This is a genomic window from Dyella mobilis, assembly GCF_016904945.1.
Taxonomy (GTDB): Bacteria; Pseudomonadota; Gammaproteobacteria; order Xanthomonadales; family Rhodanobacteraceae; genus Dyella_B; species Dyella_B mobilis.
Genome location: NZ_JADIKF010000039.1, coordinates 644,945 through 669,925, shown reverse-complemented (window position 1 = coordinate 669,925; position 24,981 = coordinate 644,945). Strand labels below are relative to the sequence as shown.

The following is a 24,981-nucleotide window of genomic DNA, read 5'->3' as shown; positions in this document are numbered from 1 at the left end:
CCATGAAAACGCCAGCCACGCACGTAATGGGGATGATGGCCGCGATGGCGATGTCCGTCGCGTACGCGCAAACCAGCTACTCCCCTACTCCGGTCGCTGCCGGCGCCGGTTCCACCATCGCCATCGCGCACTGGCAGATCCAGGACAGTGCGAAGGCGCAACAGGGCGGCGCCGAGATATCTTCCAACGGCTTTTCCACCGAAGGCTGGTTCCCGGTAAGCGGCCGGGCCACGGTGATGGCCGGACTGCTGGAAAACGGCGTCTACAAGAACGACGTGTTCTACGGCGACAACCTGCGCGCGGTGCAGGTGCCCGATGCCAGCGGCAATCTGTTCGTTACGCCCTGGTGGTACCGCGCCCAATTCACGCTACCGAAATCGGGCATGCACACCCTGCTGCGCACCAACGGCATGATCGCGAGCGCCGACGTGTGGGTGAACGGACATCAGGTCGCCGATCACGCTGACATCGCCGGCGCCTATCCCGTACATGAGCTCGACGTAACGCAGTGGGTGCACGCGGGCGGCAACACCCTCGCCATGGAAGTGCATCCGGCCGATCCGAGAAAGAGCCTGTCGATCGGCTGGGTGGACTGGAACCCCACACCGCCCGACAACAACATGGGTCCGTGGCGCGGCGTGGATATCGTGCAGACCGGCCCGGTCGAGCTGAGCTTTCCGCAAGTCGTTTCCACGCTATCGCTGCCTGATCTTTCACGCGCCACGCTGGCGGTAAACGTGGAAGCGAAGAACCTCGACACAGTGGCACACGATGCGACGATCGCCGGCACGGTAGCCGGCGTTCCGTTGCAGCAGACCGTTCATCTCGCGCCAGGGCAAACGCAAGTCGTTTCGTTCACGTCCAACACAACGCCGGGCCTTGCGCTGAATCACCCGAAGATCTGGTGGCCCGTCGGCATGGGCGATCATCCGCTGTATCAGCTGGAGATGACTGCCACGGTCGACGGGACAAGCTCCGACCGGGCCACCGCGACGTTCGGCATCCGCAGCGTCAGTTCGAATCTCACGAAACAGGGTTATCGGCAGTTCTTCATCAATGGCAAACCGCTACTGATTCGCGGCGCAGGCTGGGCGCCGGACATGTTCCTGCGCGACGACCCTGCGCGCATGCAAGCCGAATTCAGCTACGTCGCCAACCTCGGCCTCAACACCATCCGTAGCGAAGGCAAGCTGGAAAACCAGCGCTTCTACGATCTTGCCGACCGCAACGGCATCCTGATCCTGCCGGGCTGGGAGTGCTGCGACAAATGGGAGTCGGCTGCCAAGACCGGCGGCGCGCCCTGGACGGCCGCCGATGAAAAAGTGGCGCAAGATTCCATCGCCAGCGAAGCGCGCCTGCTTCGCAATCACCCATCAGTGATCGGCTTTCTGATCGGCAGCGACAACGCACCGCCGCCGGCCATCGCGAAGATGTACGTTGATGCGCTGCACGCGGCGGACTGGTCCCTGCCCATCGTCGCCGCGGCCAGCGACCAGGCCACAGCCGAAACCGGCCCCTCCGGCATGAAGATGGCCGGGCCGTATGCGTGGATACCGCCCTCCTACTGGTATGCCGATCAACTAGGCGGCGCATTCGGCTTCGACTCCGAAGTCAGCGCAGGCGCCGACATCCCGCGACTGGAAGACATCACGCGCATGCTGTCGCCGCAGGAGCAGGAAGCGCTGTGGAAATACCCGGATGCGCGGCAATACCACGCATCCGCGGACTGGTCGCCGTTCGCCGTGCTTACACCGTTCGACAAGGCCCTGGCCCAGCGCTACGGCGCGCCCACCAGCCTTGCCGACTATGTCGCCAAGGCCCAGCTCGACAACTACGACAACGTGCGCGCGCAGTTCGAGGCGTTCAACGCGAAGATGGATGCCGCCAAGCCGGCAACCGGCGTCATCTACTGGATGCTCAACAATGCCTGGCCTTCCCTGCACTGGCATCTGTACGACTACTTCATGAATCCCGCCGGCGCCTATTTCGGCGCCAAGAAAGCCAACGAGCCGGTGCACATCCAATATGCCTACGATGCCAACGGCATCGTGCTGGTGAACCACACGCTGGACGATATCCACGGCCTGCAGGCGGACATCCGCGTGCGCAACCTGGACGGCAGCGTGCGCTATCAAAAGCACCTGCAAGGTATCGACCTTGTGGGAAATCACACGCTGGCCCTGGCTACCCTGCCGGCCGTGGCGGATCTGTCGCGCGTTTACTTCATCGAGCTCGACCTCGCCTCCGCCGACGGCAAGCCGGTCAGCCGCAACGTCTATTGGCTGTCCACGCGGCCGGACACGCTCGACTGGCCGCGTTCCAACTGGTACCTCACCCCCGTTACGCAGTATGCCGACCTGACCGCTCTGCACGCGTTGCCGGCCGCAACCGGCGACGTCCAGGCAAGCACGCGGCGCGAGGGAAATGACGAGGTCACCACGGTCACCCTGTCGGTGCCCGCATCGTCCAAGGCCGTGGCGCTATTCCAGCACGTTTCGATCAGGCGCGGCGCCGGTGGCGAGCTTGCGCTGCCGATACGCTGGAATGACAATGACATCACGCTTTGGCCTGGTGAATCGATCGTCCTGACCGCGCGATACGAAGCGAAGGGAACGGCGGGTCCTGTCGTCGAAGTAAGTGGCTGGAACGTTCCGACCCGGAGCATTCCAGCTTCCGCCAAGCAGGGGACGGACCATTGAAGACGCAAAGGCTTCCATGTCGCGCGTAACCATCAACGATGTCGCCCGCGCGTCGAACACCTCGAAGAAAACCGTATCGCGCGTGCTCAACAACGAGCCGAACGTACGCGACTCAGTGCGCGAGCGCGTGCTGGCCGCCGTAGCGGAACTCAACTACCGGCCGCTCACCTCGGCGCGCAGCCTGGCGACGAATCGATCCTTCATGATCGGCCTGCTCTACGACAACCTGTCGCCCAGCTACATCATGGAAGTGCAGGCCGGCGTGCTGGAGGCCTGCGAAGCCCGCCAGTACAGCATGATCGTGCAGCCGCTGGTCTCCACCGCGCCGGACTTCGTCGAACGTGTCGAGGGCATTCTCTCGCGGCACCGGCCCGATGGGCTGATCCTTACGCCGCCCATCACCGACCACGCGAAGCTGCTCAACCACCTGCGCAACAGCGACCTGCCGTTTGCCTCGATCGCTCCGCGCCAACCCAAGGGTTGCATCGGCGTGATGCTGCGCGAACGCGAAGCCGCCGCGGCGATGGTGGAGCACCTGGTCTCGTTGGGCCATCACCGCATTGCGCACATCATCGGCGACCCCAAGCACGGCGCCGGCATCTGGCGCCTGGCCGGTTACCGCGACGGCATGAAGCGCGCGGGCTTGAAAGAAAACCCCGCGTACATGGTCCAGGGCCGGTTTTCTTTCGAATCCGGCGTGGCCGCCGCGCGTCGCCTGCTGGCGCTCAAGAACCGCCCGACCGCCATCTTCGCGGCCGACGACGACATGGCCGTCGGCGCGATCTGGGCGGCTGCGGAAGCCGGCGTATCGATTCCCGGCGAGATGTCCATCTGCGGCTTCGACGACACCAACATCGCCACCCAGGTGTGGCCGCCGTTGACTACCGTCCACCAGCCCGTGCGCGAAATGGGCAAGCGCGCCACCGAAGAACTGTTGCTTCGCGTGCTCGGCAAAGGCGAAGCCAGCATGGTCGAAGTCGGCTACGAAATGCGCATGCGCGCATCGACGGCTCCCGCGCCCTGAACCCTTTGCAGCAACGCCTTTGCCATCCAGGCCATCGATCCACAGGAGACTGCTCGCATGCCCGCCACGCCAGACGCCAGCCACGCGCCACGGAAGTTCCATTTCATCTCCGGGCTGCCGCGCGCCGGCACCACCCTGCTGGCCGCCATCCTCAACCAGAACCCGCGTTTTCGCGCCGGCATGACCAGCCCGCTGGCCGACATCATGGGCGTGGTGATGGCCGAAGCGAGCAGCAAGAATGACTTCTCCTTCGATGTATCCGACGAACAACGCGTTGCGCTGCTGCGCGGCCTGGTTGAAAACTTCTATTCGTTACAGGCGGACGCCAGCGTGGTGTTCGACACCAGCCGGCTGTGGTGCAGCCGCATGCAGTTGCTCAGCCTGCTGTTTCCCGGCGTGAAGGTAATCGCCTGCGTGCGCCAGCTGGCATGGGTGCTCGATAGCATGGAGCGGCTGGTGCAGCGGCAACCGGTAAGCGTCAGCAAGGTGTTCCGGTTCGACACCAACACCACGGTGTACTCGCGGGTGGAGGCGATGACCGATCCGCGCGGCATGGTGGGCTTTGCCTACCAGGCCACCAAGGAAGCGTTCTACGGCCAGCACGCGCAAGAGCACCTGCTGATGCTCACCTACGAAAGCCTGGTGCGCGATCCCGCCACGGCCATGCGCGCGGTCTACCAATTCCTGGGCGAGCCCTGGTTCGAGCACGACTTCGACAACATCCAGTACAACGCCGACGAATTCGACGCCCGCGTAGGCATGCCCGGGCTGCATGCCGTGCGGCCCAAGGTGGCATCGATCGAACGCCAGCCGGTGCTGCCGCGCGAGATTTTTGGGCGCTTTGCGAACGAGGCGTTCTGGATGGATCCGAAGAACAACGTGAATCAGGTGCCCATCGTATAAGCGCTTCCCGTCGCCCAGGGACCGGGCGACAGATGGAGCCGACTCACTTGCCAGGCGACCCAGCCTCTTGTCTACTCTCGGCAAGAGGCGAGTTCACAAACGCAGGATGGGGATCATGCCAAGGAACCGAGCGGCAAGCAGGCTATTGGAAATGATCCTGGCCATCGTCGTCATCGTCGGCATTTTCTTCGCAGTGCTGTTCTTCGCCCAGAATCGGCTCATTTACCCTGCCCCACCGCCATCGGCACCGTGGGGCAAGCTCGTTCTCAAGCGTCCCGATATCACCCTTCACGGTTGGATTGTCCATCCGGAAGCGGACTCCGCCTGGGTCGTGTTCGGCGGCAATGCGCTGGCGCTCAATCCAGTCGGCGACCAATGGCGGGACTGCACCGATCGCGCGATTTACCTCATGCCATACCGGGGCTACGAGGGCCAGGCGGGATCCCCCGGCGAAAAAGCCCTGGTTGCCGACGGCATCGCACTCGTCAAGCAGGTGGAGCAAGCGCATCGCAGGGTCGGCATTATCGGCGTCAGCCTGGGCACGGGCGTTGCCACCCAGGTTGCAGCGCAGACACAACCGGACCAACTGCTTCTGGTCACCCCCTACGACCGCCTGGACCTCGTCGCACAGGATCACTACCCCTACCTGCCGGTGCGATGGCTGATGAGAGATACCTACGACAGCGCCGCTGCCGCCGCGAACCTTCGCAACGTACCCGTAGCCATTTTGCAGGCCGACCAGGATGAAATTATTTCGGCGGCGCGCACGCAAGCCCTGGTGGCGGCATTTCCCAGCAAGCCCGTCCGCTGGCTCCACGTACCCACGTCCCACAATGGGGTATGGGAAAGGCCTGAGCTTTGCAGTTTTGTAAAGCGGGGAGCCACCTAACCACCTAAGGCTAGCCTGAAGTGGCGCACACGAAGGCGTTCAACTCCAAGCGTGGACCGTGAAACGCTTGCTGTCGACTAAGACCGAAACCCGAAAGGGGCACTCTCAACGAAGACTAGTCAAGGACTAGGCATGCGCAAGATATCCGCCATCATTATCGCGCTATGTCTGCTATTACCGTTGCAGTCGTGCACGTATCACGGCCAAACCGAAATCTTATATCCGCTCTCGGGCGACTTACCTGGCAACCTCGCCATGGCCGCAATTTACCTGCTTCCACTGACCGCCTTCTTGCGCATCAAGTATCGAATTTCAGCCATTCTCACTGGTGCTGGCGCGTGTCTGGCAGGACTGTACTTCGTAACGTTTACTGCGCCCTCCTGGGCGACCAACTTACTGGTGGGCTGGTACGCGTACTCAGTCAGCTCATTAGCCTACCTAGTAGCCTCGGCACTCGAATTTCGGCGTGTGATCAAGCCCAAGAAATTATTGAAGGATGGTGCCTCCGGCGCCACGTAGCCGAAGCGGAAAGACTTACTCTTGACCCCAAAATACTTCCTTAAAAACAACCGGGAAAAACGATGAAGTATTTCGCCAAATTGTTTGCCGTTCTATTGATAGCAAGTTCGCCCTGCGGTTCGCTTTTTGCGCAGCAAACAAACCTGAATTGCGTGACAGGCCCCGTGAAAAAGACGTACGGCAAAACGCCATGGCTCGTATACAGCTGCGATGACGGGCAGAGTATCGTCGTCGTTACCGCCCCCGGAAGCCCTGCTGCGCCGTTCTATTTCACATTTAACGGCGGCCGCCTTAGTGGCGAGGGAACCGGCAACAAAGCGGCTACCGATGCCGCCTACGACGATCTTCAGCGCTTGACGGATGCAGACATCAAGGCATTGGTGATACAGACCAAGAACACTGGATCTTAGGCACTGGCAGTCCTTGGCTATCTTTTTACGGGCCGCATCACAAACATCATCACAACGAATAACCGCCGTTCCGCCTTTGAAGACCGGCTGATGGCACAAATCGGAGCGCACACACTGCATGCTCCGGAAAATTTATTTTGCAACCCAGGGGACAACGAGTGGACGCGGACGAGAAGTCACATTCGCTTCATTACAAATCAAGCCGCGCCGAAGTCTGGCATTGGTACTGGAGCGCGTGGCGCTCCAAATATTGGTGGTGGCACCTGCTCATCGGAGCGGCCGCAACGTGGGAAACGTTAGCGGTCGAGGGCGGCGAGCTTTCACTATCTAGATGCCTGGTCCGATTCATCTGGATTACACCAACAATCATTGCCATCTGCGCCGCCTGGCCGCAGATCGCATTTAAACGCCAAGAGCGGACCCTGGAGGTTGGCCCCGAAGGCTGGTCCACTCGCATAGCCAAAAAGAGCGGTTCCAGAACCTGGCGCATGGTCGGGGCCATTCAAAGCAACGATGAATCCATCTTCATCGTCAGCACTTCGGGTAACGCATTGATCATTCCCAAGCGAGCGTTCCAGAGCGAAGCCTCCAGGGAAGCTTTTCTCACGGACATACGACGCTGGCATGGCTCCGGCAGTGGCTGAAGCGGGCCGATCCCGTCGACATCGCTGCCCCCAATTCTGCAGGAAGCATGATCGGCATTTTTCCCGCATCGCATGAAACCAGGGGCAATCACTTCTGCTAGCACACCGCCTCTCGCAAGCAGATCAATTTGCCCCATTGAAAATAAAATTGCTTTACACACCGCCACTCATTCTTTGGGCTCCCCCTGCCCTGGCAGGGCATCGGAATATGCCTCGCAGTCCGCAGAAGAGTCGACCGCACGCATGTCCCTGGCCGAAATCGCCAGGTTCGGCTGCTTCTCTATCTTCCGAATGGCAGAGACAAGGTGCGCCTGGGTCCAGCTGCCGCCAAGCGGGGGAGCTACGAAAGACACGTCTCCACGTCCACCTGCCGGCTCGACGAAACGAGCATTATTTTGTATGGAAAAATCCTGACGGCCACCCGAATTTGCCAGAACGAGCGTAAATACGGATCCTTCCGATTTGGAGCGATTCGGATAATTCACGACATAAAGCAGTGTCTTGCCCGGGTAGGACTTATCGTCAACAAGGTAGCCGAAGGTCAATGCCTTGGATTCCGAGTATGGGAGAAACCCCTTTTTGGCCAGGCAATGGGTTGCCTGACGCATGAGCGTTGGCTCAGGCTGTTGAGCATGGAGGCCACAGCTGAAACAAACGACAGTCACGAGCAATGGAATCTTCACAGAAAATGTCTTCATGACTCTTGGTAGATGAGTGCAAATAGTTTGAGGACGCGAGTTGACCGGGATGGCGCTAGCCCATCCCATTACAGAAAATGGCAACCGCCTTCTTCCGCTCAATGTCATATTTCAAATTGACCACTGAGCAACCGCCATCGAGAACTTGAGGAGCTTTATTCGGGCTCACAATTCTAAAACCGCGTCCCTTGCCAAGCACAAACTCTCCTATCAGGAGGTGCCGCCCTAGCACGATCTGGCCATAGTAATAACGCGTATAGACGGGAAGCGGCTTACTACCTGAAGGCATGACCAGTTGAGCTTCCACCGCGCTGATTTGCTGCGCCGTAGGAATCCACTGCGATGTGCCAGGCGCTTCACCAGCACGAGCAACGACCGTAAACAGCAACAATACGCTTGCGAACACACCATACAATTTCATCACTCGAAGCCCGAAGTGCTTCCTGATCACTTCTGATTCCTTCATTGCCTTACCTCAGTTCAGGCGGAATCCCGGTTTCCGGGCTCCTTTAAGCGTACAACCAACTTGCGACAACAATGATCAAAATTTGAAAGAAGACAAAATTCATCATTCTATGAACTACTGTCTTCTCCCCGTTGAAGCAGAAACGGAACATCACGAAAAGACTCAGCACCGACCACAGAAACACAATCAGATTATAGGGAACAGGCTTGCCTTCAAAGAAAGCCGAGGCCAACGACTCACCCGCAAAAAAAAGATGGCAACATCAATGAGATCGCTATCAATTTTTTCAACATTGACTAGTCGTATAAACCAAGTGAGACCATCATCATTCGAGTCATCCAGCGGCAGATGTTCTGGTTGGCGATGCCATGGCGGTGCGTTTGAGCAGAAGGCCAAGCAACAACCAGCACCGATGACCATGCATGCTTGACTTGCCCTCTCGGTTTTTGCCGTGTTAGCGATCCTTGGACTGAAGAGAACCCTCATCCACAAACGCTCCTTGAACCGCCGAGGTAGGCGCGCCGAGCTCGTCAAGAAAGCTGGTCTTGATTCGCTCCAGCACATCCCCTGTAAAACCGTAGCCAGATTGCAGCGCATTGGAAATGTGTCTAGCCAGATCCGCAAGTATTACGCCCCAGGCAAAATCTTCTGCTATGTCCGTAGATTCTGCGTACATGCCGACTTTTATCGAGCTTTCGAGCTTTCCCTGGGCGATCCAGACCCGCACCATTTCCACGGCATGAGGATCATCCAGGGCGGATGGTGGAACTAAAAGTTCTTTTAGCATCTTTGACGTTCTCATTTAACGTTGGCTCGATGATGGCATATTTCTTTGAATCCAATTGCCAGGACTCCTAGATCGGCACCCCTGTTGCAACACTTATCATCAATGTAGCCGCCAATCTCCTGCCAGCTCCCGAACGGTAATGACTTGACGCTCAAGGGTTTCTACGTCCGCCGAACTCCATTGCCTCTGATAACAGACTTGCAGCAATCTCGTGGCAACGCCAAAGGTTGATCTCAAAAGTTCCAAAGCAGAGGTTCGGCACTGAAACTGTATCTGCTCGCGCAAACCATCTTCGCACCGCACCTGGCATTCATCACCCGATGCTCTTTGAACTGACAGCCAAAATGGTCCATCCATAAAGCGGAGCTCGACTTCGTCTGTTCTGCCCATCACCAAACCGTTGAGGGCCGTAAGCCACCATTCGACGATTACGACCGCTGTGTCACTCCAAGCTCGTTCCGGAAACTGAAATATTCCGAAGTCGAAATATATGTTTCCGCTTATCGCACCGCTGCCTGATAAAGCCATTGACTGCTCTATCATTTCAACCCGAAGCTCTTGCATAGATGTTGCCTGCCCTTGGAATGCGTCATTCCGATCGTTCGTGCGCGTGTGTCGCGCCAGCCGAACCACCTTTGTCAATGATGGATTAAAGATGACGGGCCACGAGCGAGCCCTTCAGCCTACTGGACTCAAGCTCCCTTCGGATCGGATCCATCAGCATTTTTCCATAGCGTCACTATCCGATGCTCAAATGGCGGTCCCTTGATTACTTCGCGCCAATTCTCGATCCCCGGAAACTTTTCCCTGAGAAATTTCATAACGTTGCTGAAGTTTTTATCAAACTCAGATATCAGAAATTCTCGATCATCTGCACAACTGAAATAAATCATGACCTCATCACAGGTGACGGCATCGCGATTGATTGAATGAATTTCAAGAACGTCACCAAGAGGCAGCTTTTCTCTATGAAAAAGACCCACCCTACGAATCAAAGTCGGCGGCGCTTCGACAAGCTGCAAATAAGTCTCTGTTAAATTCAAGATAGTATTTTTCATCCCATCACATCGGCATCTGCGCCGACCCAGCTTATACCTCGCCACTACCCCAGCGAGGTACCTAGGGTCGTGGATCTATTGAACGACCACCTCTGAATGAAAACTTCCATTGTCATAGAAGAAGAGCAATGAACCCGCCTCGATCGCCTCGTACTCGATGGAGTCCAGTCGGATGTCTAGTTTTTTATCGGTTACGCTTGAATAAATGCCGGGCGGCCACTTTGAAATCACCCCCAGATAGGCCACGTCCTGCGGAGGACTGAGCACGGTCAGCTTGTAGTGACCACCATGCTCATCTGCCACCAGAAGCATCTGTAAATAGGCGCCATTTGCCCGACTTTTATATAGGCTAATGGCGATCATTTCTCTCGCGGAAGACTCGAAGTGACCACTCGTTATTCCCGGGCAATTTCCAACGTTTCGAGCCCTCCAAATGTGCTGGTCGTCCACCCGTAGATCCGAAACGTCGACGACGTGCCATCCTTCAAATTGCTTCCCAAGGCTAGCATTCAGTAACGGCGGAACGCATGCACTTTGCGCGAGCAAAACCGGCGCGTTGAGTGCGAAGAGAAAGAGCACCCCCGCTTTTATTTTCCACCTTGCACGACTCTTAGGCTTCATCGCCAACATTCTCCAGGAGGACGACCGGATGGATACCTGGCAAGCTCGTTGGCTTTGGTCAATTGATGCCAACCTCGCCTTCGAGCGCACGTCAAATCACCGGGAAGAAATGCGAGCAGCGGTTGCGGTCCCGAGTCCATGACCACACATCGCAAAGGATCACGCCAACCCCACAACCAACTCCCCCGAATTGATCAACGCCCCAACGCTCTCAAACCAGGTCCGTTAGCTACTCGCGGTATAGGACGTTCACAAACGCCCCTTTCGCCAAACCCCGGACCTCTTCCATCGTATCTACTTCCAACTCGGAGTAGGTAACCTCAACGCCCGAGCGAAGATGGCCTCTGGCCGTTTCCGGATCATGCTCAATTTCAATGAGCTTCCTGATGCCTGCAAACAGGTACTGAGCCTTTTCGCCATTGAGCTCCAAATGCCCATCTTCGCTGAGATCCTCATTCCCGCGACAAATTGCCTCGGCTTGCTGTAGCGCATCCTTCTCGTTCCCAGCGTCGATCAAATAGACATTTTCCTGAACCAGGTAGGTTTCTTGATGTTCGACCTTGAAGTAAAAAATGCCGTGGGCGCAATACCACATAACGGATCCTTGGAACCTTGAGGTGTCTCGTTTCGTTGGTCCGAATCTTACGATCTATATGCTGTTACTGAAGATGCCTTCCTGGCTGCTATTTCGTCCTCACCGCACGATAAAACACGCCCTCGAAGTCGATTAGCAATTCGTCCCGACTCTTGATGTAGATATCCTGGCCAGGAAGGGGAAATGCGGCAAAGCACGCACCCGACCTCCGATCGTTCAAGACGACTTCCTCAATACTTGAAGCGTCAACACCGACTTCGTTAAACCGTGTTCGCGTGTCAGTCAAAAAGTCGTCCGGCGATATCTCCAAGACCTTAATGGACTTGACTGGCACTGATTGACCGCAGGAACTAAGCACAGAACCGCTTACGCTGACAGTTGTACCCAGCAGCTTTTCCTGCTCAGAAACGCCAGGACCTTGGACATTCTGAGTTTTGTAGATGGACTTGAGCACCCAGGTTCCCCTAACGAGGTTCAGCTGCTCCATCGAACTGTCTTGACCCAGGCAAACGGATGCACCGAAGGCAAATACCAGAACAGCCAGGGCGGCGACTCCGGCTCGAAATCTCGGATCAATGTATTGCACCAGCCCCTCCCCGTCGAAATAAGCGAGCCTGCCAAGGACCACAAGCCAAGAAGATCATGAACATCATGACAAACGAATGGCATCGATTCGCTTTGCCAGTTCGCTTCCAGGCCTTCATCCTGAAATTTCAAGCCTTACCAAACACTTTTTCGTACCAAAATTTTCCTTCACAATTAAACCACTGCGAATTGCCTTCATTTTCCAGTGAAGCCAGATCTTCCATGGAAATGTTGTACCTATGACATATCGCAATAATTTCCCTCAAAGTGTCCTCATCATTGCGGAACTTGATCTCAATACTGTCCAGCACGCCGACGACCTCAAAAGAGAACACGTGCAGCCAGCTTAAAAAATCTGCTCGTCTCCGTCCGAACCAAAAACGGGGCATTTGAATTTCAAGGTCGTCACTTCACCATTCACTGCCCCACTCCTCCTAGATGCAGGTCAGGGATCCCTAGTATTCGCACTGCCATTGATTAATTGTCAAAATCCCGGTCATGCGCGTCGATAGCCTGCTCCAACGTCTCAAACCATTCGCAGCGATCTTTTGGTGAGGTCTCGATAAACAGCTCAACGAACTGCGCGTCGAGAAACTTAATTTGATCCAGCGTTATAGGCAAATGAAAAAAGTCGGCGTTTTGGACAGCAAACTTTCCCGTCGCCAAGTCGATAAAGCAAGAATATCGTATCGCTGTAGAATCACTTACATCTCGCCAAATTTTCAGCTCTTGATACAATCGACTCATTAATTTTTCCCTTAAATGAAGCACAGATCAGACAGACCTGGAACCCCCGGTATTTAGGCGAACCGCCCGAAACGCCCTGCCTGGCACCAGCGCTGATCCAAGCCTGTGAGCCATAGGCTGCGTTATCCGAGTCTGTCGCCACCTTGTGAGCAATGACCTAAATGATGAGCGGCCTCGATTTCTCTCTACTCATCCATCCATTCTGGCCGTTCCGCTTCTGGTCCAGCCCAACCCCAATCGCGAAACATTTCAATATACGACTCCAGGTCGTATGTCTCGTTGTGAAGTGGAGTATCTAGAACCGAAAAGCCATATCCGCCCGTCAAGAGCTCGCTTTGGTGTTCGCGGAGTTGACTGTAGTTCGAAAATATCAGCATGCCATTGACGCTGCCGAGATGTACGATCCTTGCTTCCGCCTGGACTGCTCCAGCTTGTGTCTTGATGACAAAGCCAGGCTCAATCTGTAACCCAAGCTCCCGACAAGCCGCCTTCAGGTAACTAAGTGATTTGCTCATTTTTTCTCATTGGTAACTGTGGAAGAGGATGAGACCGTGTCGTCACCCTCACTGCAATATGATCAGCAAAAACCACATCGAATCGCAAAGACGGCGCGCCGGAGCCACGGCAACACCCCCTACCACTGCGTTGCCAACGATGAGTCAGCTGATGGGCGGCTTATTTCTGCCGCTTCAGTTTTTATGTGAATTCTTCACCAGGTTGAAGCGTGACATAACCGTCAGTCCAACCGATGCGGCCAAGCACCTTTTCGCTGATGCAGAAACCGTCGGGAAGATCGCAGAAACCCGGCTTGTGCCGAACAGTCGCAAGTGCCGACTGTGCATCCTTCTCTGAGGCAAAGACGCCAATCAACTTAACGTCCTCGTGTCCATCGTCCCACTCGCGGACGTGGTCCAAAATCCAAACCCTTTCCACATCAGTCTCCTCTAAGCATTTCCCGTCGCGCTGCTGACAGATCAGAAAACCAAAGGCAACTACTGTTGCGGCAACAGGCCTGTCGCTCGTTTGTATCAGGCGGAACAACCGCGCTTGAATTCTGCACTGAGCCTTTGCCACTTTTCCAACGAACACCTTAGGGCAAGTATCGCCTTCGATCTCGGGCGTCCTTGGAATACAAAAATCGCCTAACGTAGTCCCGATTCCCTTCACGCCCGCTAGCCGCAAATCGTAGACTTGCTCCCGAATATGCCGCTGCGATTAGCTTCTTCAACTTCAAGGACAAGCGACTTCGCCTGATCGCCACCTTGATCAAGTGCGTTGCCAAGTTTTTTGACTCTCTCCAAGAATGCAATTTCGGATGGGCGTAGAGAGCCACTCCTGAATTCCGTTACACGAACTCCGCTGCGCTCCAAGATAGCGATCTCCTTATCCTCACCCGTCAATTCCCTTGAATAGTCGGCGTATGCCGTGACAATCGATTCCACTTGAATCCTTGCAGACCGATAATCACCCTGCAAAACGAGGCCACAGGCGTAACAATATCGCAAATCAGCGACTTGAATCTGGCTACCGTGACCGCTACGGAGGTTCGATTCTATTTTTTCTTGAACATAGTCAATGAAATGGCTCAAATCACCCAACTCTTTCACAGTCTCGTGATACGGGGCAATGCTATCTATATAAAATCTCTCAAATTCCTCGTTTCTCTCGCCCAACCTCTTGTTTTGCATTGCGATAATTTCAGAATATCCAAAGTGATGGCCTTCACGTGGAAGAAATAATGGCAATGCGTACTTATAAGACATTATGTACGACGGAGAACTATCAAAAGCAAAGCCCACCAGAACGCTTTTAAAGTCACGCCAATAGAACACCCCGTCAGCATATGCATACCCCGTCGGAAGACTCGAGAGAATTCGCTTGGCTAAACGCTTATCCATGGCCTTTAAATTCCATATCAGGGATATCCACTATTGAACGAAACGTCCAAAACGCCCAGCTCGAGATCTGCCTGGCTCAAACCTATACATCACCCCCTTCTCTTCAGCGAGGTCACGAAAGGCTTTATCCGCGACTGCCGCCGCCATTCGCGAGCTGCTACTTGTTCACCGAAGCATAAAGGCCAACCGCTAACGCAACCATAAACAAGGACATAGATACATAAAGGTTGCATTTGGCTGCTTTTGCCAAGGCTCTTTCCGAACTGCGCATCCCCTGCCCCGCCCGCCGATCCATGATTATTTTGTACGTAGTCGCCAACTCGGACTCAAAGGGCTTAGCGTTATTTCGAAAATCCGCCCAAATATCCGCGCCATGTCTTTTAAGTTTATTTTTTAGAATAAAAAGCACCACATAGTACGAAATAGCACTCAAGAATAAAATAGGAATGAAAATCACGATCGCATAGGCAAATATTGTTGGCATTTTGTGCCCCCCCCCCTATTAATCCAACTGAAAATTGCAATCCACCCATGGCGATCCGTCCGAGCCGATGCGCCCTCATTTACACGTACTGTAAGAGTCGACTTGCATGGTCAGTGGAAGAACATCAGATGCCGTTTCTGCCCCGAACAAGTCTCCTGCAACATCGATACAAGTTCCCGACGAAGGGGCGGCAAGATGGTGCTGAAACTGCAACTGAATACGCGTTTCGCCAGAAACCGATTCGTAAGAGCCACTTTCAGGCACAGAGATTGCCTTATCTAACACCAGTATGTAGGCGGTAAACGTCATCTTAGGATCATCAAGCTTCACATTTTCGGCATGCATGAACCCATGCAATTTGGATTTGCTTGGCGCGTAATGATACGTGAAGTCCCTATCTGATTGAGCGGCAAGCTCTCCACTGAAAATGCTCAACGCTGCAAATGCGACCGAACACAATGTTTTCCTAATCATCGCTCCCCCGAAGATCAAGCCAAGGGATAAAACGGGCACCTTTTTCCGTTTCGCCCATAATTCTCATGGCACATCTATCAACTTATCGCTGACCCATGATTCCCCATGGCCCACCTCTGTTGCGCCACAATGATAGCCATGGATTAGCTGCTAGACGCCCCCATACAGCCGGCGAGAACGCTTCAAACTTCAGCTTCAACACATCAAGCGACAAATTCAGAGGAAACTCATTCCATAGGCCGACATCGCTGAAAATCACTCAAAACCAGGGTCCCGCCGATCGCTCAGTCTCATAACTTGCTCCTCAACAAAGCCGTTCTCATACAGGTCGCCGAATTCCCTGCAATAGGCTAAGCGAAGTCTATCGATCAAAAAGGATGGAATTCTATTCAGCCTGCAAGCATCCCGATCTTTCTCAATGGCAAGCTCAACCATCGCCGCATAAATCACGAGCGTAAAAACTAGCCCATCTAGGCCTACCGAAATCAACTTAATAGATCCATCGCCCATCGCGTAGACCCAACGGTCATTAATTCTGTAATGAATGGGTCTATCTTCTCGATCCTCGCCAATAAGTATTATCTCCTTGCTCAATAATTCAGGTTTGTGGAAAAACATATTAGGCGCAGCCCACTCGGGAAGTCCGACCTCCTCGATGATCTTCGCGTCCAGGGGCGAGAAGCCCAGCCGTTCCGCCTCCCCATCCTTTAAAAATAAGACCGGCGGATCGTCCCAGTAAATCTCATAGAAATCGTGCAAGCCAATCGCCGATCCCTCATTGTTGTTGAGACCCGATAAGCCAACCATGCTTTTCCAGCCCCTGTTCAGTTTTTCCTGAAGGATCTGGAGTTCCTTTGTGAGCATCACAAATCGTCCCATCCTTTTTTTCGGCGCGCCATCTTTGAAATGGGCGTGCTCTTGCGCCCTTGAAAGGTCGTCCGTCTAGTCAACCCGATCAACATTCTTAGGAAATTCGGTTTGCGATTCACCGCGACCCGCATTCGCAAGGCGCTAACTCGGCTTTTGCAAGACGATCAGCGCGGCCTGCGCAAGGTGCACCAATGACGGCCAATCGGGATGTGAAATATACGCACCTGAACCAACATCCCCCAAATCCTGACATAAGTTATCCAGCGCGTTGCATAGATTCCTGATTGCAACAGCCTCGCTCGCATTGCTCAATATGTGCCCGATCTCAGAATTAACGTCTTGAGCCAGATCTGTGTCATCGAAGAAAAAATGAAAAACGTCATCTATCCCGGACGAAAGTGGGTAGCTTTCAAGCCTTATCCACAGGCGTTCCTGCGTGCTTCTATCGGATAGTTCTTCAAGCAGACCAATCATCTCCTCTCTCTTCCATGACGCGGACACATTCATGTCGTAGTGCTTGTCAAGGTCAGCCATTTTTTAAACCATCACCAGATCGTGGACATCCACTATTTAAACGAAATGCTCAACGCGCCACGGTCGACACCCGCGCGCAGGCTTATACATAGCCCCTTCTTTGCGCCGGGGCCATGGAGAGCGTTATCCGCACCTGTCGCGCCACGTTGCCAGCGATGGGTCAATTGATGAGCAGCCCCGATGCCGCCCCGATTCGGCCCCAAAACGCGACTGCCCACAGGCAGTTCCTTTGCCAACGTGTACTCATCGCATTGTCCCCTGAGGCCAGCGCTTTGCGCGCAGGTGTGCGGGTAGAAATAATGCAAAGCTGCACACATCGTCAACAAGAAAAATTCGTGTAGCCATTCCAATACGACGCCAGGCAATCGACAGGCGCAGCCGGCTACACGAAACTCTTTCAGGCGTCATCCATCAGGGCGCAACTTCCGTCTTGCCGAGCTCTTTTCGCATTTTGCGAATACGCCCATACGCTATCTCGGCGCTGCTCTGCCCCATTTCCATCAGCACGGAAGCCGCCCATAGGGCTTTGGCGAGATCCTCTGGGTTGATGTCCACGTCCTGGCTCAACAGATCGGCAAGGCTTTGGGTGATGCCGCGTGCACCTTCCAGCAGCAGGCTGGCGTCGTCCACGAGTTTCAGGGGATGGCAAACGGGGGCGCAGTAGTAGCTGGCGTTGAGGGTGATCCAGGCACCTTGGGCGCGCTTCTTCATGGGTGGCTCCTTGCGGTGATCGATGCATGCGTTGCCGGTTGCACGAACGAACGGCTGGCTTCGGGCAATAGAAGGCCTGTCGCACGAGAATGCTTCGAAGGGTTCACGGTTTTCTCCACACGGTTAGATCACGCCGTACATTGCGTACGGCGTGAAGGGCTTGCAGGAAAAATCCTGCACGACTAATCGGAATGGGCTGACCGGATCAGTCGGACGCCCCGATGGCCCGACATCGCATCAGCCTTACGGTGGTGAAGAAATACGGGAGGGGTGCTCGGGAGCGAGGACGCGCGTGGGCGCGTGACGTATCATCGGGCGTAGCCATGATTAACTCCTACATAAGTTAATGGTGGTTAGCGGGTCGTATGGGTTGCACCCCGTGCGATCCGCGTTCTTCACTGCTTGTCGGGCGATGCGGTTCTCATCTGCAGAGGCTCGCCCGACGTTTCTATTGTCGCGTTCCCTGCCGTTTGGGCGCTGTCAGTAGAAGCTGATAAAGCGCTACGGTTTATCTCGCGCGACGTGCTCCCTCTCCCCTCCGGGGAGAGGGTTGGGGTGAGGGGTCGGGGCTTGCGACGAGGTATGTGCTTGCGTGGCGCGAGTGATTTTTGCTCTCGCACTAACGCAACGTCGCGCAAGAGCGGCCCCTCACCCCAGCCCTCTCCCCGGAGGGGAGAGGGAGTAGAGCGCGCACTAACGTGGCGTTGCGCAAGAGTGGCCCCTCTCCCCGGAGGGGAGAGGGAGTAGAGCGCGCACTAACGTGGCGTTGCGCAAGAGTGGCCCCTCTCCCCGGAGGGGAGAGGGAGTGGAGCGGTCTCACTTTGGATATGCGGTGGCTGCGGATATACGCGTCAACTGGCTATACCGAATGCCCGCTCGCCAGGTTAGGGTTAGCCCGGCCTTGCCTCCCGCTCGCCATTGCAGGATGCCCCATGACTTCGCCCGCCTCGCCTTCCGCTAGCCATGACGACAACACCGAATGCGCGGTCATCGAGCTGCGCCAATACACGCTGCATCCAGGCAAGCGCGATGTTTTGATCGACGTGTTCGAGCGCGAATTCGTCGAGTCGCAGGAGGTGCTTGGCATGCGGCTGCTTGGGCAGTTCCGCAACCTGGACAACCCCGACACCTTTGTGTGGCTGCGCGGATTCAAGGACATGCCGTCGCGCCTGGAAGGGCTGACCGGGTTTTATACTGGCCCGGTCTGGATGGCAAACCGGAATACCGCCAATGACACGATGATCGACTCCGACAACGTGCTATTGCTCAAGCCAGCCTGGAACGGTTCGGGCCTGGTGCACCGCCCGCTTGGTCGCGCGCCCGTTGGCAGCCAGGCGCAGCCGCCAGGCCTTATCGATGTAACCGTATTCGCACTGAAAGCCGCCGCCGACCAGCCACTGCTGGATTTCTGCAAACAGGAAATGACCGGCGTGCTGGAAAACGCCGGTGCGCACGATATCGCGTGGTATGTCACCGAGGATGCGCCCAATAACTTTCCGGGGCTACCGGTCCGCACTGGCGAACACGTATTGGTCGGCATCGCCGTGTTTCGCGATACGCAGCATTACGGCGCGTTTATCGAATCGGGGGCCTGGCATCAACGGGTCGCGCCCACTCTTGATGCGTGGCTGAGGGATGGCACCCAATCCATGCGGCTGGTCCCCACGCCGCGTTCTACGCTACACGATTAGCGCACCCCGATTCCGCCAAACTCAGTGCAACGTGCAGGTCGCGCTGGCGCGTGAAGCGACCGCGACCGATCATTGCACCGCCGGATCGTGCGTCGAGGTGCTGTACATGGCCTGGCGCATTCGCTACAAAGCGGCTCATGACCCATCGCATGCATGGCAGCGGCAAGCTTTGCCGCCGAGCCGTCCAGCGATCCGCACGCGATAGGCATCGGATTGGCGAATGAGGGGGCATCATGCGGAAGATCTTCTTCAAAAACGGCGAGCTTCGAACCGGCTGGGGAATCCTGCTTTTTGTGTTCATCGTGGTTTCCCTGCGGCTTGCCCAGTATTTCGTTCTTACGCGCCACCTCACGTTGACCCATCCACCCGACTTCCTGCTGGAAGAAGCCCTTCGCGCGGGCATCGTGATCTTTGCAACGTGCGTCATGGCGCGCGTCGAAGGCCGTAGCTGGCTGACCTACGGGCTCGGCGGCGCATCCCGAACCAAGCTGCTAGCCGTGGGTTCGGCCCTGGGATTCGCGACGCTTTCCGCACTCGTTGCGACACTCCTGTTTGGCGGTTACGCCACGTTCGCGAAAGAGCCAACCACCCTGGCATGGATAATCCTGGCCGGCATTGCTTGGCTGCTCGCGTTTTACGCGGTAGCGTTTTTTGAGGAGCTACTGCTTCGCGGCTATCTCCAGTATGCGTTGGGCCGGCGCATTGGTTTCTGGTGGGCGGCGTTGTGGTGGAGTGCCATTTTTATCTGGATGCACACGGGCAACGACGGTGAAACGCCGTTAGGGCTTGCGCAAACGGGCATCATGGCGCTGTTTTTCTGCCTGAGTTTGCGCATTACCGGATCGCTCTGGTGGGCGATCGGTTTCCATGCGTCGTGGGATTGGGCAGAATCGTTTTTCTACGGTACCGCCAACAGCGGCATGCGTTTCGGGTATCGGTTGTTGACGGAGTCTTCCCATGGCAACCCCTTGTGGAGTGGCGGAAGCACGGGGCCCGAGGGGAGCATCTTCTCGCTTTTCGTTCTGGTAATTCCCTGCATCTGGCTTGCGCTGCAATGGCGTCGTAGCAAGCCATCCATAGCAAAGGAAACGGCCTGACGTGGGTGGCTCACAGACAAACGCTTCCGACCAAAAACTTCTTTCAGCACCGGTGCGCGACTCTATTCACACCTTGGACTTTCACTGATATGGCTACCCACCAGGATTTCGTCGACTACGTAACCGAGCAAGTGGCCCTTGGCGATCGCTTCACCCACAAGAAGATGTTTGGCGAATACGCCCTCTACGTAGACGAGAAAGTGGTGGCGTTTGCCTGCGACAACAGTCTCTTCGTCAAGCCATCGAAGGCGGCAGCGACGCTCGCCCCCGATCTGCCGCAGCGCCCGCCCTATCCGGGCGCCAAGGATTATCCGGTTGCCGACGAGCTGCTGGACGACTCCGACGCGATTCGCCGCCTGATTCTCGAAACGGCGGCGTTGATGCCTGTGCCCAAGCCCAAGAAAGCGGCCGCACCACGCAAGCCGCGCAAATGACCGGCACGTATCCGGCGGTCGGTGCCTACGGGCTTGCCGCCGGACACACTGAGGTACCCGGCTGCATCGCATGGAATTCGATGGTCATGCCAAGGTCGTCCTGCGTGGGGGCGAGAAAGGATTCACCGTACACGCCGCGGTAGGTGGCAAGCGAACGCTCGTAGCCGCGCTCGACCCAGCGCTGCGCACGTCCAAGATCGATCACGCCGTAACTCGCGCCCAGAATGCGCGGACCGCCGCTGGCCATGACCTGCCCGGCCAGGCCGGCGCCTTGTGGTTGAAGTACCAGCAACGCGGTCGGGCCCACCGGCACGCAGAATCCCTGTGCGCCGACTTCCGGCAAGGTCACCGGCACTGCGTGGCCGAAGCCCATCTTCTCCAGCTGTTGGCGATCGGCATTGGCATCGGCCGATACCAGCCATATCGACGAGAGCATTTGCGCACCGTTGGGGTGCTCGCGCGTTACGCGGTAGTCGTCTTTATTGGAAGGATCGAACTGGTCGGGCGCATAGCCGCTGGCGTAATCGATAAAGAAAGTGTTGCTCGACAGCGGCGCACGGGTGAATGCAAACAAGCGCCAGCCCGGCTTTTTGCTATCGGGGCCGGAGAAGAACGGCGTAACGGCGTAGTGCAGCAACTGCAGCGAGCGGTGGATGGCATCCAATGACGAGGTGCGAAAACCAAAGGTGCGCGAACCCGGTCCACCCTTCAAGGCTTCCTGATCTGCTTGCATGCCCGGATCGAAGGTGGGATTGGGCCGGGTGATGCCGAGCAGTTCGATATAGCTGCCATCCGAAAAACGGACATAGCGATTGGCGACCCCATCGGGATCGTGTCCGGGCCGCACCTGGAAGCCAAGCTTGACCGCCATGATCGACGTGACCTGATCGATGCTGCGCCCCCACAGCAGGATGTGTTCGAGCTGGGTGGTGGACGCTGCGGGTGCGGGCGAAGGCGTGGAAGCCTGCGCGACACCCAGACACAAAAACCATGCCGAAATGACCAGAGTCAGGCGCATGCGTATCCTCGAAAATAAGATGACGGAGGCCGCGACTAGTGCGGCGCACTCTTTTATGTGCGTTTCACGCGTTGCCTGCAAGGACAAGTTCCGTGCGAAAACGGCCAATGCATGCAGCACGCCGCGCCTGGCATCGCCGCCATCAGGCGCTTGCACTTCGGCGCAGCGATTGCGGCGACGAGCCGAAGGCGCGCACGAAAGCACGGCGCATGCGATTGGAATCGCCAAAGCCGGTCGATGCGGCGATGTGATCCAGATGGGCGTGGCTGGTCTCGACCGCGACGCGGGCAGCTTCCAGCCGCAGGCCCTCCACCACTTTCGCGGGCGTTGCACCGATTTCCGCGGCAAAGGCGCGCGCAAAATTCCGCGGGCTCATCGCGGCGCGCTCGGCCAGGCGCTCCACCGTCATCGGTTCGCCGATGCGTGCGCGCATCCAGCTGATGAGATCGCCGAACCGTCCGGTCTTGCCGCCCTGCTCCACCAGAACGGAATACTGCGATTGTCCACCGTGCCGCCGCTGGTGCACGACCAGTTGCTGCGCCGCTCGCCGCGCGATGCCGGGGCCGAGATCGTCTTCGACCAGCGCCAGTGCAAGATCGATTCCCGCGGAAATGCCGGCAGAGGTCCAGGTGTTTCCGTCTCTCACGAACATCCGGTCGGCGTCGAGCCGTACCTTGGGATAACGCTGGCGGAAACGCTCGGCCGCGGCCCAATGCGTGGTCGCGCGCCGGCCGTCGAGCAAACCGGCATCCGCGAGCAGAAAAGCGCCGGAGCAGACGCCCGCCGCGCGGCGCCAGGTATCGTTGCCGAGCATCGCCGCGATATCGGCCTGGCCCTCTTCGACCTGCGCCAGATTGCCGCCCGATACGATCACCGTATCGAAATGCCGCTGTTCAATCGGCGCGGCAGCCAGGCACACGCCGGACGAACTGCGCACCACGCCGCCACCCGGAGCGAGCACGTGGATGGCATAACTGTCCGGCCGGAACCGCTCCGCCATTTCGAATACGGCAATCGGGCCGGCAGCATCCAGCAGTTGGAATCCCGGAAAAACGACGATGGCGATCTCGCGTCGCATGGTGGCAGGCGCATCCCTTGATCCAGTTGCCCGAAAGTGGCGTAAGCATGCGGTGGACGTCAAGGTGAATACGTCATGGTTGGCGCATCGCAAAATCCGCCTTGTCGTATCCCAAACCAAGCCATGACCTAAAAAAAACGATAGTCGCACTATTATTTTCGGGTGCGCCGAAACTCGTCACGGACATTCGGCGCCGGCAGCGTCGCTCAAGAAAGGAAGGTTTCATGGCCCGTATTTTCATCACCGGCAGTACCGATGGACTCGGCCGCGCGGCGGCGCAGACTCTCGCGGATGAAGGCCACCAGGTCGTTCTGCATGCACGCTCGCGCGAGCGCGCCGCGACGCTGACCGATCTTGCCAGGCAATCGGCGGGCGTGGTCGTCGGCGATCTCAGCAGCGCCGTCGAGACACGGAACATCGCCGATCAGGTCAACGCCATGGGCCGGATGGATGCGGTGATCCACAATGCCGGCATCTACCTTGGCGATCGCGACGCCACGCCCGAAGGGCATGCCAGAACCCTCGCCATCAACACGCTTGCACCCTACGTGCTGACGGCGCTGATGCAGCGGCCCGGCCGATTGATCTATCTCAGCAGCGGCATGCATCACGGCGGCGACGATTCGCTGCACGACATCGATTGGATCGAGCGACGCTGGAATGCAAGCCAGGCTTATTCGGAAAGCAAGCTGTATCTCACCGCATTCGCCTTCGCGCTGGCGCGGCGCTGGCCGGATGTGCTGAGCAACGCTGTCGATCCGGGCTGGGTGCCGACCAAGATGGGCGGCCGCGGCGCGCCGGACGATCTGCAGATGGGACACCTCACCCAGACCTGGCTTGCGGCCAGCGACGATGCGCCGGCAAAAACCAGTGGCGGTTATTGGCATCATCGCGAACCGCGGCAGCCTGCCGCGGAAGTATCCGATCGCCGCTTTCAGGATCGGCTTATCGCAAAACTGGCGGAGATGACCGGCGTATCACTGCCCTGACGGCAAGTCGGCCATTTCATAAAACGGCCGAATCTCGATGTCGCTCGGGCCCGGCATGGGATTGGGGCAGAGCTTTACCCAGGCGACCGCTTCATCCAGGTCTTTGACGTCCCAGATCCAGAAGCCGGCGATCAGCTCGTGGGTCTCGGCAAAAGGGCCGTCGGTAACGGTGCGGGCGGTGCCCTTGAACCCGACGCGCTTGGCCCGCGACGTCGGCTGGAGGCCTTCGGCCATCAGCAGGACACCGGCATCGCGCAACTTGTCGTTGAACTTGCCCATCGCGTCCATCATCTGGGCCATCCACTCCGGCGAGGCACTCTCCTTTTCGCTGGCTTCGGTCGCCTTCACCAACACCAAAACGCGCATGGTCCGTCTCCTGGGGCCTGATGTGGGAGCGACGAACCGCGTTTTTGAAAATCGACACCGTTCTGCAACATTTTAACGTCTGCCATAGGTGGCGCCGGCACGGGTTCCGGTTGTACAAATAGCTCCTTGCGCCCAGCGGTAGTGTCAAGAAGCGCGCAACGACACGGGAGGGGAATGAAATGGGCTTTCAACGGCGCCAGATACTTCAGGTCCTGTCGTATGCCTTCGGGACCAGCCTCTTTTTGCCTCGACGTAGCGCAGCCGCGTCGGCGCAGACCCCTGCCCCACCTGCAAAAGCCACCGCCAAACGTCCATCGGGAGGAACGGAAATGGAAAAGGTAGCCGGCATCGGAGGGTTGTTTTTCCGCGCGCACGACCCCGACACCCTGGGGCAGTGGTATTTGCAGCACCTGGGCATCGAACTCATGCCCACACGCGAAGGCGCCCCCGTCTGGGAGCAGGAAGCGGGACAGACCGTGTTTGCGCCTTTTCCGGAAAAAACGGGTTACTTCGGCGATCCCAGCAAGATGTGGATGATCAACTTCCGCGTGCATCACCTGGACAAGCTGGTCGCCCAGCTACAGGCCGCGGGGATCGAGGTGAAGGTCGATCCGCAGGCTTATCCGCATGGGCGCTTTGCGCATTTGCACGACCCGGAAGGAAACCCGATCGAACTTTGGCAGCCCGGATGA

33 protein-coding genes are annotated in these 24,981 nt (G+C 57.1%); 12 read left to right on the top strand and 21 right to left on the bottom strand.

Translation table 11 applies throughout. From position 1 onward, the window contains the following. Positions 1 to 2 precede the first annotated feature (2 nt). The 7 genes from ISS99_RS14080 to ISS99_RS23535 all read left to right on the top strand — a co-directional run bounded on the left by ISS99_RS14080 (position 3) and on the right by ISS99_RS23535 (position 7,088). A complete protein-coding gene (locus ISS99_RS14080; protein WP_239537934.1) occupies positions 3 to 2,699 on the top strand; it encodes a glycoside hydrolase family 2 protein in 2,697 nt (898 codons plus the stop codon). A gap of 16 nt (positions 2,700 to 2,715) precedes the next feature. Next, entirely contained in the window at positions 2,716 to 3,723 is a 1,008-nt protein-coding gene (locus ISS99_RS14075; protein WP_204632226.1) for a LacI family DNA-binding transcriptional regulator, read from the top strand. A gap of 57 nt (positions 3,724 to 3,780) precedes the next feature. After that, the gene (locus tag ISS99_RS14070; RefSeq protein WP_204632225.1) at positions 3,781 to 4,626 is read left to right on the top strand and encodes a sulfotransferase family protein; all 846 of its coding nucleotides are present in this window, start codon (positions 3,781 to 3,783) and stop codon (positions 4,624 to 4,626) included. A gap of 151 nt (positions 4,627 to 4,777) precedes the next feature. Further along, the gene (locus tag ISS99_RS14065) at positions 4,778 to 5,515 is read left to right on the top strand and encodes an alpha/beta hydrolase (protein ID WP_204632224.1); all 738 of its coding nucleotides are present in this window, start codon (positions 4,778 to 4,780) and stop codon (positions 5,513 to 5,515) included. 132 nt (positions 5,516 to 5,647) lie between these two features. Beyond that, a complete protein-coding gene (locus ISS99_RS14060) occupies positions 5,648 to 6,034 on the top strand; it encodes a hypothetical protein (protein WP_204632223.1) in 387 nt (128 codons plus the stop codon). A 62-nt stretch (positions 6,035 to 6,096) separates the two neighbouring features. Next, on the top strand, positions 6,097 to 6,444 hold the full coding sequence (locus ISS99_RS14055) for a hypothetical protein (protein WP_204632222.1): 348 nt from the start codon (positions 6,097 to 6,099) through the stop codon (positions 6,442 to 6,444). 158 nt (positions 6,445 to 6,602) lie between these two features. After that, the gene (locus ISS99_RS23535) at positions 6,603 to 7,088 is read left to right on the top strand and encodes a YcxB family protein (RefSeq protein ID WP_204632221.1); all 486 of its coding nucleotides are present in this window, start codon (positions 6,603 to 6,605) and stop codon (positions 7,086 to 7,088) included. 167 nt (positions 7,089 to 7,255) lie between these two features. On the opposite strand, the gene ISS99_RS14045 is transcribed toward ISS99_RS23535, so the two are convergent. From ISS99_RS14045 to ISS99_RS13960, 18 genes are all read right to left on the bottom strand, one after another. Then, positions 7,256 to 7,696, bottom strand: coding sequence for a hypothetical protein (locus ISS99_RS14045; RefSeq protein ID WP_204632220.1), 441 nt, complete (start codon positions 7,694 to 7,696; stop codon positions 7,256 to 7,258). A gap of 145 nt (positions 7,697 to 7,841) precedes the next feature. Beyond that, the gene (locus ISS99_RS14040) at positions 7,842 to 8,252 is read right to left on the bottom strand and encodes a hypothetical protein (RefSeq protein WP_204632219.1); all 411 of its coding nucleotides are present in this window, start codon (positions 8,250 to 8,252) and stop codon (positions 7,842 to 7,844) included. A 454-nt stretch (positions 8,253 to 8,706) separates the two neighbouring features. Beyond that, complete coding sequence (locus ISS99_RS14035; RefSeq protein WP_204632218.1) at positions 8,707 to 9,039, bottom strand: DUF5076 domain-containing protein; 333 nt, start codon at positions 9,037 to 9,039, stop codon at positions 8,707 to 8,709. 99 nt (positions 9,040 to 9,138) lie between these two features. Next, positions 9,139 to 9,603 (bottom strand): hypothetical protein, encoded by a 465-nt coding sequence (locus tag ISS99_RS14030; RefSeq protein WP_204632217.1) that lies wholly within the window; start codon positions 9,601 to 9,603, stop codon positions 9,139 to 9,141. A 128-nt stretch (positions 9,604 to 9,731) separates the two neighbouring features. Further along, entirely contained in the window at positions 9,732 to 10,097 is a 366-nt protein-coding gene (locus tag ISS99_RS14025; protein WP_204632216.1) for a hypothetical protein, read from the bottom strand. 75 nt (positions 10,098 to 10,172) lie between these two features. Further along, positions 10,173 to 10,718 (bottom strand): hypothetical protein, encoded by a 546-nt coding sequence (locus ISS99_RS14020; protein ID WP_204632215.1) that lies wholly within the window; start codon positions 10,716 to 10,718, stop codon positions 10,173 to 10,175. Positions 10,719 to 10,947: 229 nt separating this feature from the next. Continuing rightward, positions 10,948 to 11,313 (bottom strand): DUF4288 domain-containing protein, encoded by a 366-nt coding sequence (locus ISS99_RS14015; protein WP_204632214.1) that lies wholly within the window; start codon positions 11,311 to 11,313, stop codon positions 10,948 to 10,950. Between the two features lie 88 nt (positions 11,314 to 11,401). Continuing rightward, positions 11,402 to 11,899 (bottom strand): hypothetical protein, encoded by a 498-nt coding sequence (locus tag ISS99_RS14010; protein WP_204632213.1) that lies wholly within the window; start codon positions 11,897 to 11,899, stop codon positions 11,402 to 11,404. Positions 11,900 to 12,026: 127 nt separating this feature from the next. Next, positions 12,027 to 12,287 carry a hypothetical protein gene (locus ISS99_RS14005; RefSeq protein WP_204632212.1) on the bottom strand — a complete coding sequence of 87 codons (261 nt, stop codon included), beginning with the start codon at positions 12,285 to 12,287 and terminating at the stop codon, positions 12,027 to 12,029. Positions 12,288 to 12,375: 88 nt separating this feature from the next. Next, positions 12,376 to 12,645 carry a hypothetical protein gene (locus ISS99_RS14000; protein ID WP_204632211.1) on the bottom strand — a complete coding sequence of 90 codons (270 nt, stop codon included), beginning with the start codon at positions 12,643 to 12,645 and terminating at the stop codon, positions 12,376 to 12,378. Between the two features lie 185 nt (positions 12,646 to 12,830). Continuing rightward, positions 12,831 to 13,160 (bottom strand): hypothetical protein, encoded by a 330-nt coding sequence (locus tag ISS99_RS13995; RefSeq protein ID WP_204632210.1) that lies wholly within the window; start codon positions 13,158 to 13,160, stop codon positions 12,831 to 12,833. A 181-nt stretch (positions 13,161 to 13,341) separates the two neighbouring features. Beyond that, a complete protein-coding gene (locus ISS99_RS13990; protein WP_204632209.1) occupies positions 13,342 to 13,719 on the bottom strand; it encodes a hypothetical protein in 378 nt (125 codons plus the stop codon). 98 nt (positions 13,720 to 13,817) lie between these two features. Next, a complete protein-coding gene (locus ISS99_RS13985; RefSeq protein WP_204632208.1) occupies positions 13,818 to 14,543 on the bottom strand; it encodes a hypothetical protein in 726 nt (241 codons plus the stop codon). A 157-nt stretch (positions 14,544 to 14,700) separates the two neighbouring features. Beyond that, on the bottom strand, positions 14,701 to 15,027 hold the full coding sequence (locus ISS99_RS13980) for a hypothetical protein (protein ID WP_204632207.1): 327 nt from the start codon (positions 15,025 to 15,027) through the stop codon (positions 14,701 to 14,703). A 75-nt stretch (positions 15,028 to 15,102) separates the two neighbouring features. Continuing rightward, a complete protein-coding gene (locus ISS99_RS13975; protein WP_204632206.1) occupies positions 15,103 to 15,540 on the bottom strand; it encodes a hypothetical protein in 438 nt (145 codons plus the stop codon). Between the two features lie 216 nt (positions 15,541 to 15,756). Continuing rightward, positions 15,757 to 16,368, bottom strand: a complete 612-nt coding sequence (locus ISS99_RS13970) for a hypothetical protein (RefSeq protein WP_204632205.1) — start codon at positions 16,366 to 16,368, stop codon at positions 15,757 to 15,759. 144 nt (positions 16,369 to 16,512) lie between these two features. Continuing rightward, positions 16,513 to 16,905, bottom strand: coding sequence for an SCO4402 family protein (locus ISS99_RS13965; protein ID WP_204632204.1), 393 nt, complete (start codon positions 16,903 to 16,905; stop codon positions 16,513 to 16,515). A 411-nt stretch (positions 16,906 to 17,316) separates the two neighbouring features. Beyond that, complete coding sequence (locus tag ISS99_RS13960; protein WP_204632203.1) at positions 17,317 to 17,616, bottom strand: hypothetical protein; 300 nt, start codon at positions 17,614 to 17,616, stop codon at positions 17,317 to 17,319. A gap of 932 nt (positions 17,617 to 18,548) precedes the next feature. On the opposite strand from ISS99_RS13960, the gene ISS99_RS13955 reads away from it, so the two are divergent. The 3 genes from ISS99_RS13955 to ISS99_RS13945 all read left to right on the top strand — a co-directional run bounded on the left by ISS99_RS13955 (position 18,549) and on the right by ISS99_RS13945 (position 20,838). After that, on the top strand, positions 18,549 to 19,307 hold the full coding sequence (locus ISS99_RS13955) for an NIPSNAP family protein (protein ID WP_204632202.1): 759 nt from the start codon (positions 18,549 to 18,551) through the stop codon (positions 19,305 to 19,307). 425 nt (positions 19,308 to 19,732) lie between these two features. Further along, positions 19,733 to 20,404, top strand: a complete 672-nt coding sequence (locus ISS99_RS13950; RefSeq protein ID WP_204632201.1) for a CPBP family intramembrane glutamic endopeptidase — start codon at positions 19,733 to 19,735, stop codon at positions 20,402 to 20,404. Positions 20,405 to 20,493: 89 nt separating this feature from the next. Beyond that, positions 20,494 to 20,838: a TfoX/Sxy family protein gene (locus ISS99_RS13945; protein WP_204632200.1), complete on the top strand. Its 345-nt coding sequence runs from the start codon at positions 20,494 to 20,496 to the stop codon at positions 20,836 to 20,838. Between the two features lie 25 nt (positions 20,839 to 20,863). Here the strand turns inward: ISS99_RS13945 and ISS99_RS13940 are convergent, their stop codons facing one another. Beyond that, positions 20,864 to 21,856, bottom strand: coding sequence for a VOC family protein (locus ISS99_RS13940; RefSeq protein ID WP_204632199.1), 993 nt, complete (start codon positions 21,854 to 21,856; stop codon positions 20,864 to 20,866). A gap of 142 nt (positions 21,857 to 21,998) precedes the next feature. Continuing rightward, positions 21,999 to 22,934 carry a GlxA family transcriptional regulator gene (locus tag ISS99_RS13935; RefSeq protein WP_204632198.1) on the bottom strand — a complete coding sequence of 312 codons (936 nt, stop codon included), beginning with the start codon at positions 22,932 to 22,934 and terminating at the stop codon, positions 21,999 to 22,001. 224 nt (positions 22,935 to 23,158) lie between these two features. Here ISS99_RS13935 and ISS99_RS13930 point away from each other — a divergent pair, with 224 nt between their 5' ends. Further along, on the top strand, positions 23,159 to 23,923 hold the full coding sequence (locus ISS99_RS13930; protein ID WP_204632197.1) for an SDR family NAD(P)-dependent oxidoreductase: 765 nt from the start codon (positions 23,159 to 23,161) through the stop codon (positions 23,921 to 23,923). Here ISS99_RS13930 and ISS99_RS13925 read toward each other — a convergent pair. Next, complete coding sequence (locus tag ISS99_RS13925; RefSeq protein ID WP_204632196.1) at positions 23,912 to 24,289, bottom strand: YciI family protein; 378 nt, start codon at positions 24,287 to 24,289, stop codon at positions 23,912 to 23,914. The two genes, ISS99_RS13930 and ISS99_RS13925, sit on opposite strands and share 12 nt — an antisense overlap. Before the next feature lie 329 nt (positions 24,290 to 24,618). On the opposite strand from ISS99_RS13925, the gene ISS99_RS13920 reads away from it, so the two are divergent. After that, a complete protein-coding gene (locus ISS99_RS13920) occupies positions 24,619 to 24,981 on the top strand; it encodes a VOC family protein (RefSeq protein WP_204632195.1) in 363 nt (120 codons plus the stop codon).

Excerpts from the sequence above, each read along its gene's own strand:
- ISS99_RS14065 (WP_204632224.1), top strand. The coding sequence starts at position 4,778 with ATGATCCTGGCCATCGTCGTCATCGTCGGCATTTTCTTCGCAGTGCTG.
- ISS99_RS14060 (WP_204632223.1), top strand. The coding sequence starts at position 5,648 with ATGCGCAAGATATCCGCCATCATTATCGCGCTATGTCTGCTATTACCG.
- ISS99_RS14005 (WP_204632212.1), bottom strand. The coding sequence starts at position 12,287 with ATGCCCCGTTTTTGGTTCGGACGGAGACGAGCAGATTTTTTAAGCTGG.
- ISS99_RS13950 (WP_204632201.1), top strand. The coding sequence starts at position 19,733 with ATGGCGCGCGTCGAAGGCCGTAGCTGGCTGACCTACGGGCTCGGCGGC.
- ISS99_RS14075 (WP_204632226.1), top strand. The coding sequence starts at position 2,716 with ATGTCGCGCGTAACCATCAACGATGTCGCCCGCGCGTCGAACACCTCG.
- ISS99_RS13995 (WP_204632210.1), bottom strand. The coding sequence starts at position 13,160 with ATGAGCAAATCACTTAGTTACCTGAAGGCGGCTTGTCGGGAGCTTGGG.
- ISS99_RS14070 (WP_204632225.1), top strand. The coding sequence starts at position 3,781 with ATGCCCGCCACGCCAGACGCCAGCCACGCGCCACGGAAGTTCCATTTC.
- ISS99_RS13985 (WP_204632208.1), bottom strand. The coding sequence starts at position 14,543 with ATGGATAAGCGTTTAGCCAAGCGAATTCTCTCGAGTCTTCCGACGGGG.
- ISS99_RS14020 (WP_204632215.1), bottom strand. The coding sequence starts at position 10,718 with ATGAAGCCTAAGAGTCGTGCAAGGTGGAAAATAAAAGCGGGGGTGCTC.
- ISS99_RS14030 (WP_204632217.1), bottom strand. The coding sequence starts at position 9,603 with ATGCAAGAGCTTCGGGTTGAAATGATAGAGCAGTCAATGGCTTTATCA.
- ISS99_RS14000 (WP_204632211.1), bottom strand. The coding sequence starts at position 12,645 with ATGAGTCGATTGTATCAAGAGCTGAAAATTTGGCGAGATGTAAGTGAT.
- ISS99_RS13965 (WP_204632204.1), bottom strand. The coding sequence starts at position 16,905 with ATGGCTGACCTTGACAAGCACTACGACATGAATGTGTCCGCGTCATGG.
- ISS99_RS14015 (WP_204632214.1), bottom strand. The coding sequence starts at position 11,313 with ATGTGGTATTGCGCCCACGGCATTTTTTACTTCAAGGTCGAACATCAA.
- ISS99_RS13960 (WP_204632203.1), bottom strand. The coding sequence starts at position 17,616 with ATGAAGAAGCGCGCCCAAGGTGCCTGGATCACCCTCAACGCCAGCTAC.
- ISS99_RS14040 (WP_204632219.1), bottom strand. The coding sequence starts at position 8,252 with ATGAAGGAATCAGAAGTGATCAGGAAGCACTTCGGGCTTCGAGTGATG.
- ISS99_RS14035 (WP_204632218.1), bottom strand. The coding sequence starts at position 9,039 with ATGCTAAAAGAACTTTTAGTTCCACCATCCGCCCTGGATGATCCTCAT.
- ISS99_RS13930 (WP_204632197.1), top strand. The coding sequence starts at position 23,159 with ATGGCCCGTATTTTCATCACCGGCAGTACCGATGGACTCGGCCGCGCG.
- ISS99_RS13955 (WP_204632202.1), top strand. The coding sequence starts at position 18,549 with ATGACTTCGCCCGCCTCGCCTTCCGCTAGCCATGACGACAACACCGAA.
- ISS99_RS14055 (WP_204632222.1), top strand. The coding sequence starts at position 6,097 with ATGAAGTATTTCGCCAAATTGTTTGCCGTTCTATTGATAGCAAGTTCG.
- ISS99_RS13925 (WP_204632196.1), bottom strand. The coding sequence starts at position 24,289 with ATGCGCGTTTTGGTGTTGGTGAAGGCGACCGAAGCCAGCGAAAAGGAG.
- ISS99_RS13980 (WP_204632207.1), bottom strand. The coding sequence starts at position 15,027 with ATGCCAACAATATTTGCCTATGCGATCGTGATTTTCATTCCTATTTTA.
- ISS99_RS14025 (WP_204632216.1), bottom strand. The coding sequence starts at position 10,097 with ATGAAAAATACTATCTTGAATTTAACAGAGACTTATTTGCAGCTTGTC.
- ISS99_RS13920 (WP_204632195.1), top strand. The coding sequence starts at position 24,619 with ATGGAAAAGGTAGCCGGCATCGGAGGGTTGTTTTTCCGCGCGCACGAC.
- ISS99_RS14045 (WP_204632220.1), bottom strand. The coding sequence starts at position 7,696 with ATGCGTCAGGCAACCCATTGCCTGGCCAAAAAGGGGTTTCTCCCATAC.
- ISS99_RS13935 (WP_204632198.1), bottom strand. The coding sequence starts at position 22,934 with ATGCGACGCGAGATCGCCATCGTCGTTTTTCCGGGATTCCAACTGCTG.
- ISS99_RS14080 (WP_239537934.1), top strand. The coding sequence starts at position 3 with ATGAAAACGCCAGCCACGCACGTAATGGGGATGATGGCCGCGATGGCG.
- ISS99_RS13945 (WP_204632200.1), top strand. The coding sequence starts at position 20,494 with ATGGCTACCCACCAGGATTTCGTCGACTACGTAACCGAGCAAGTGGCC.
- ISS99_RS13940 (WP_204632199.1), bottom strand. The coding sequence starts at position 21,856 with ATGCGCCTGACTCTGGTCATTTCGGCATGGTTTTTGTGTCTGGGTGTC.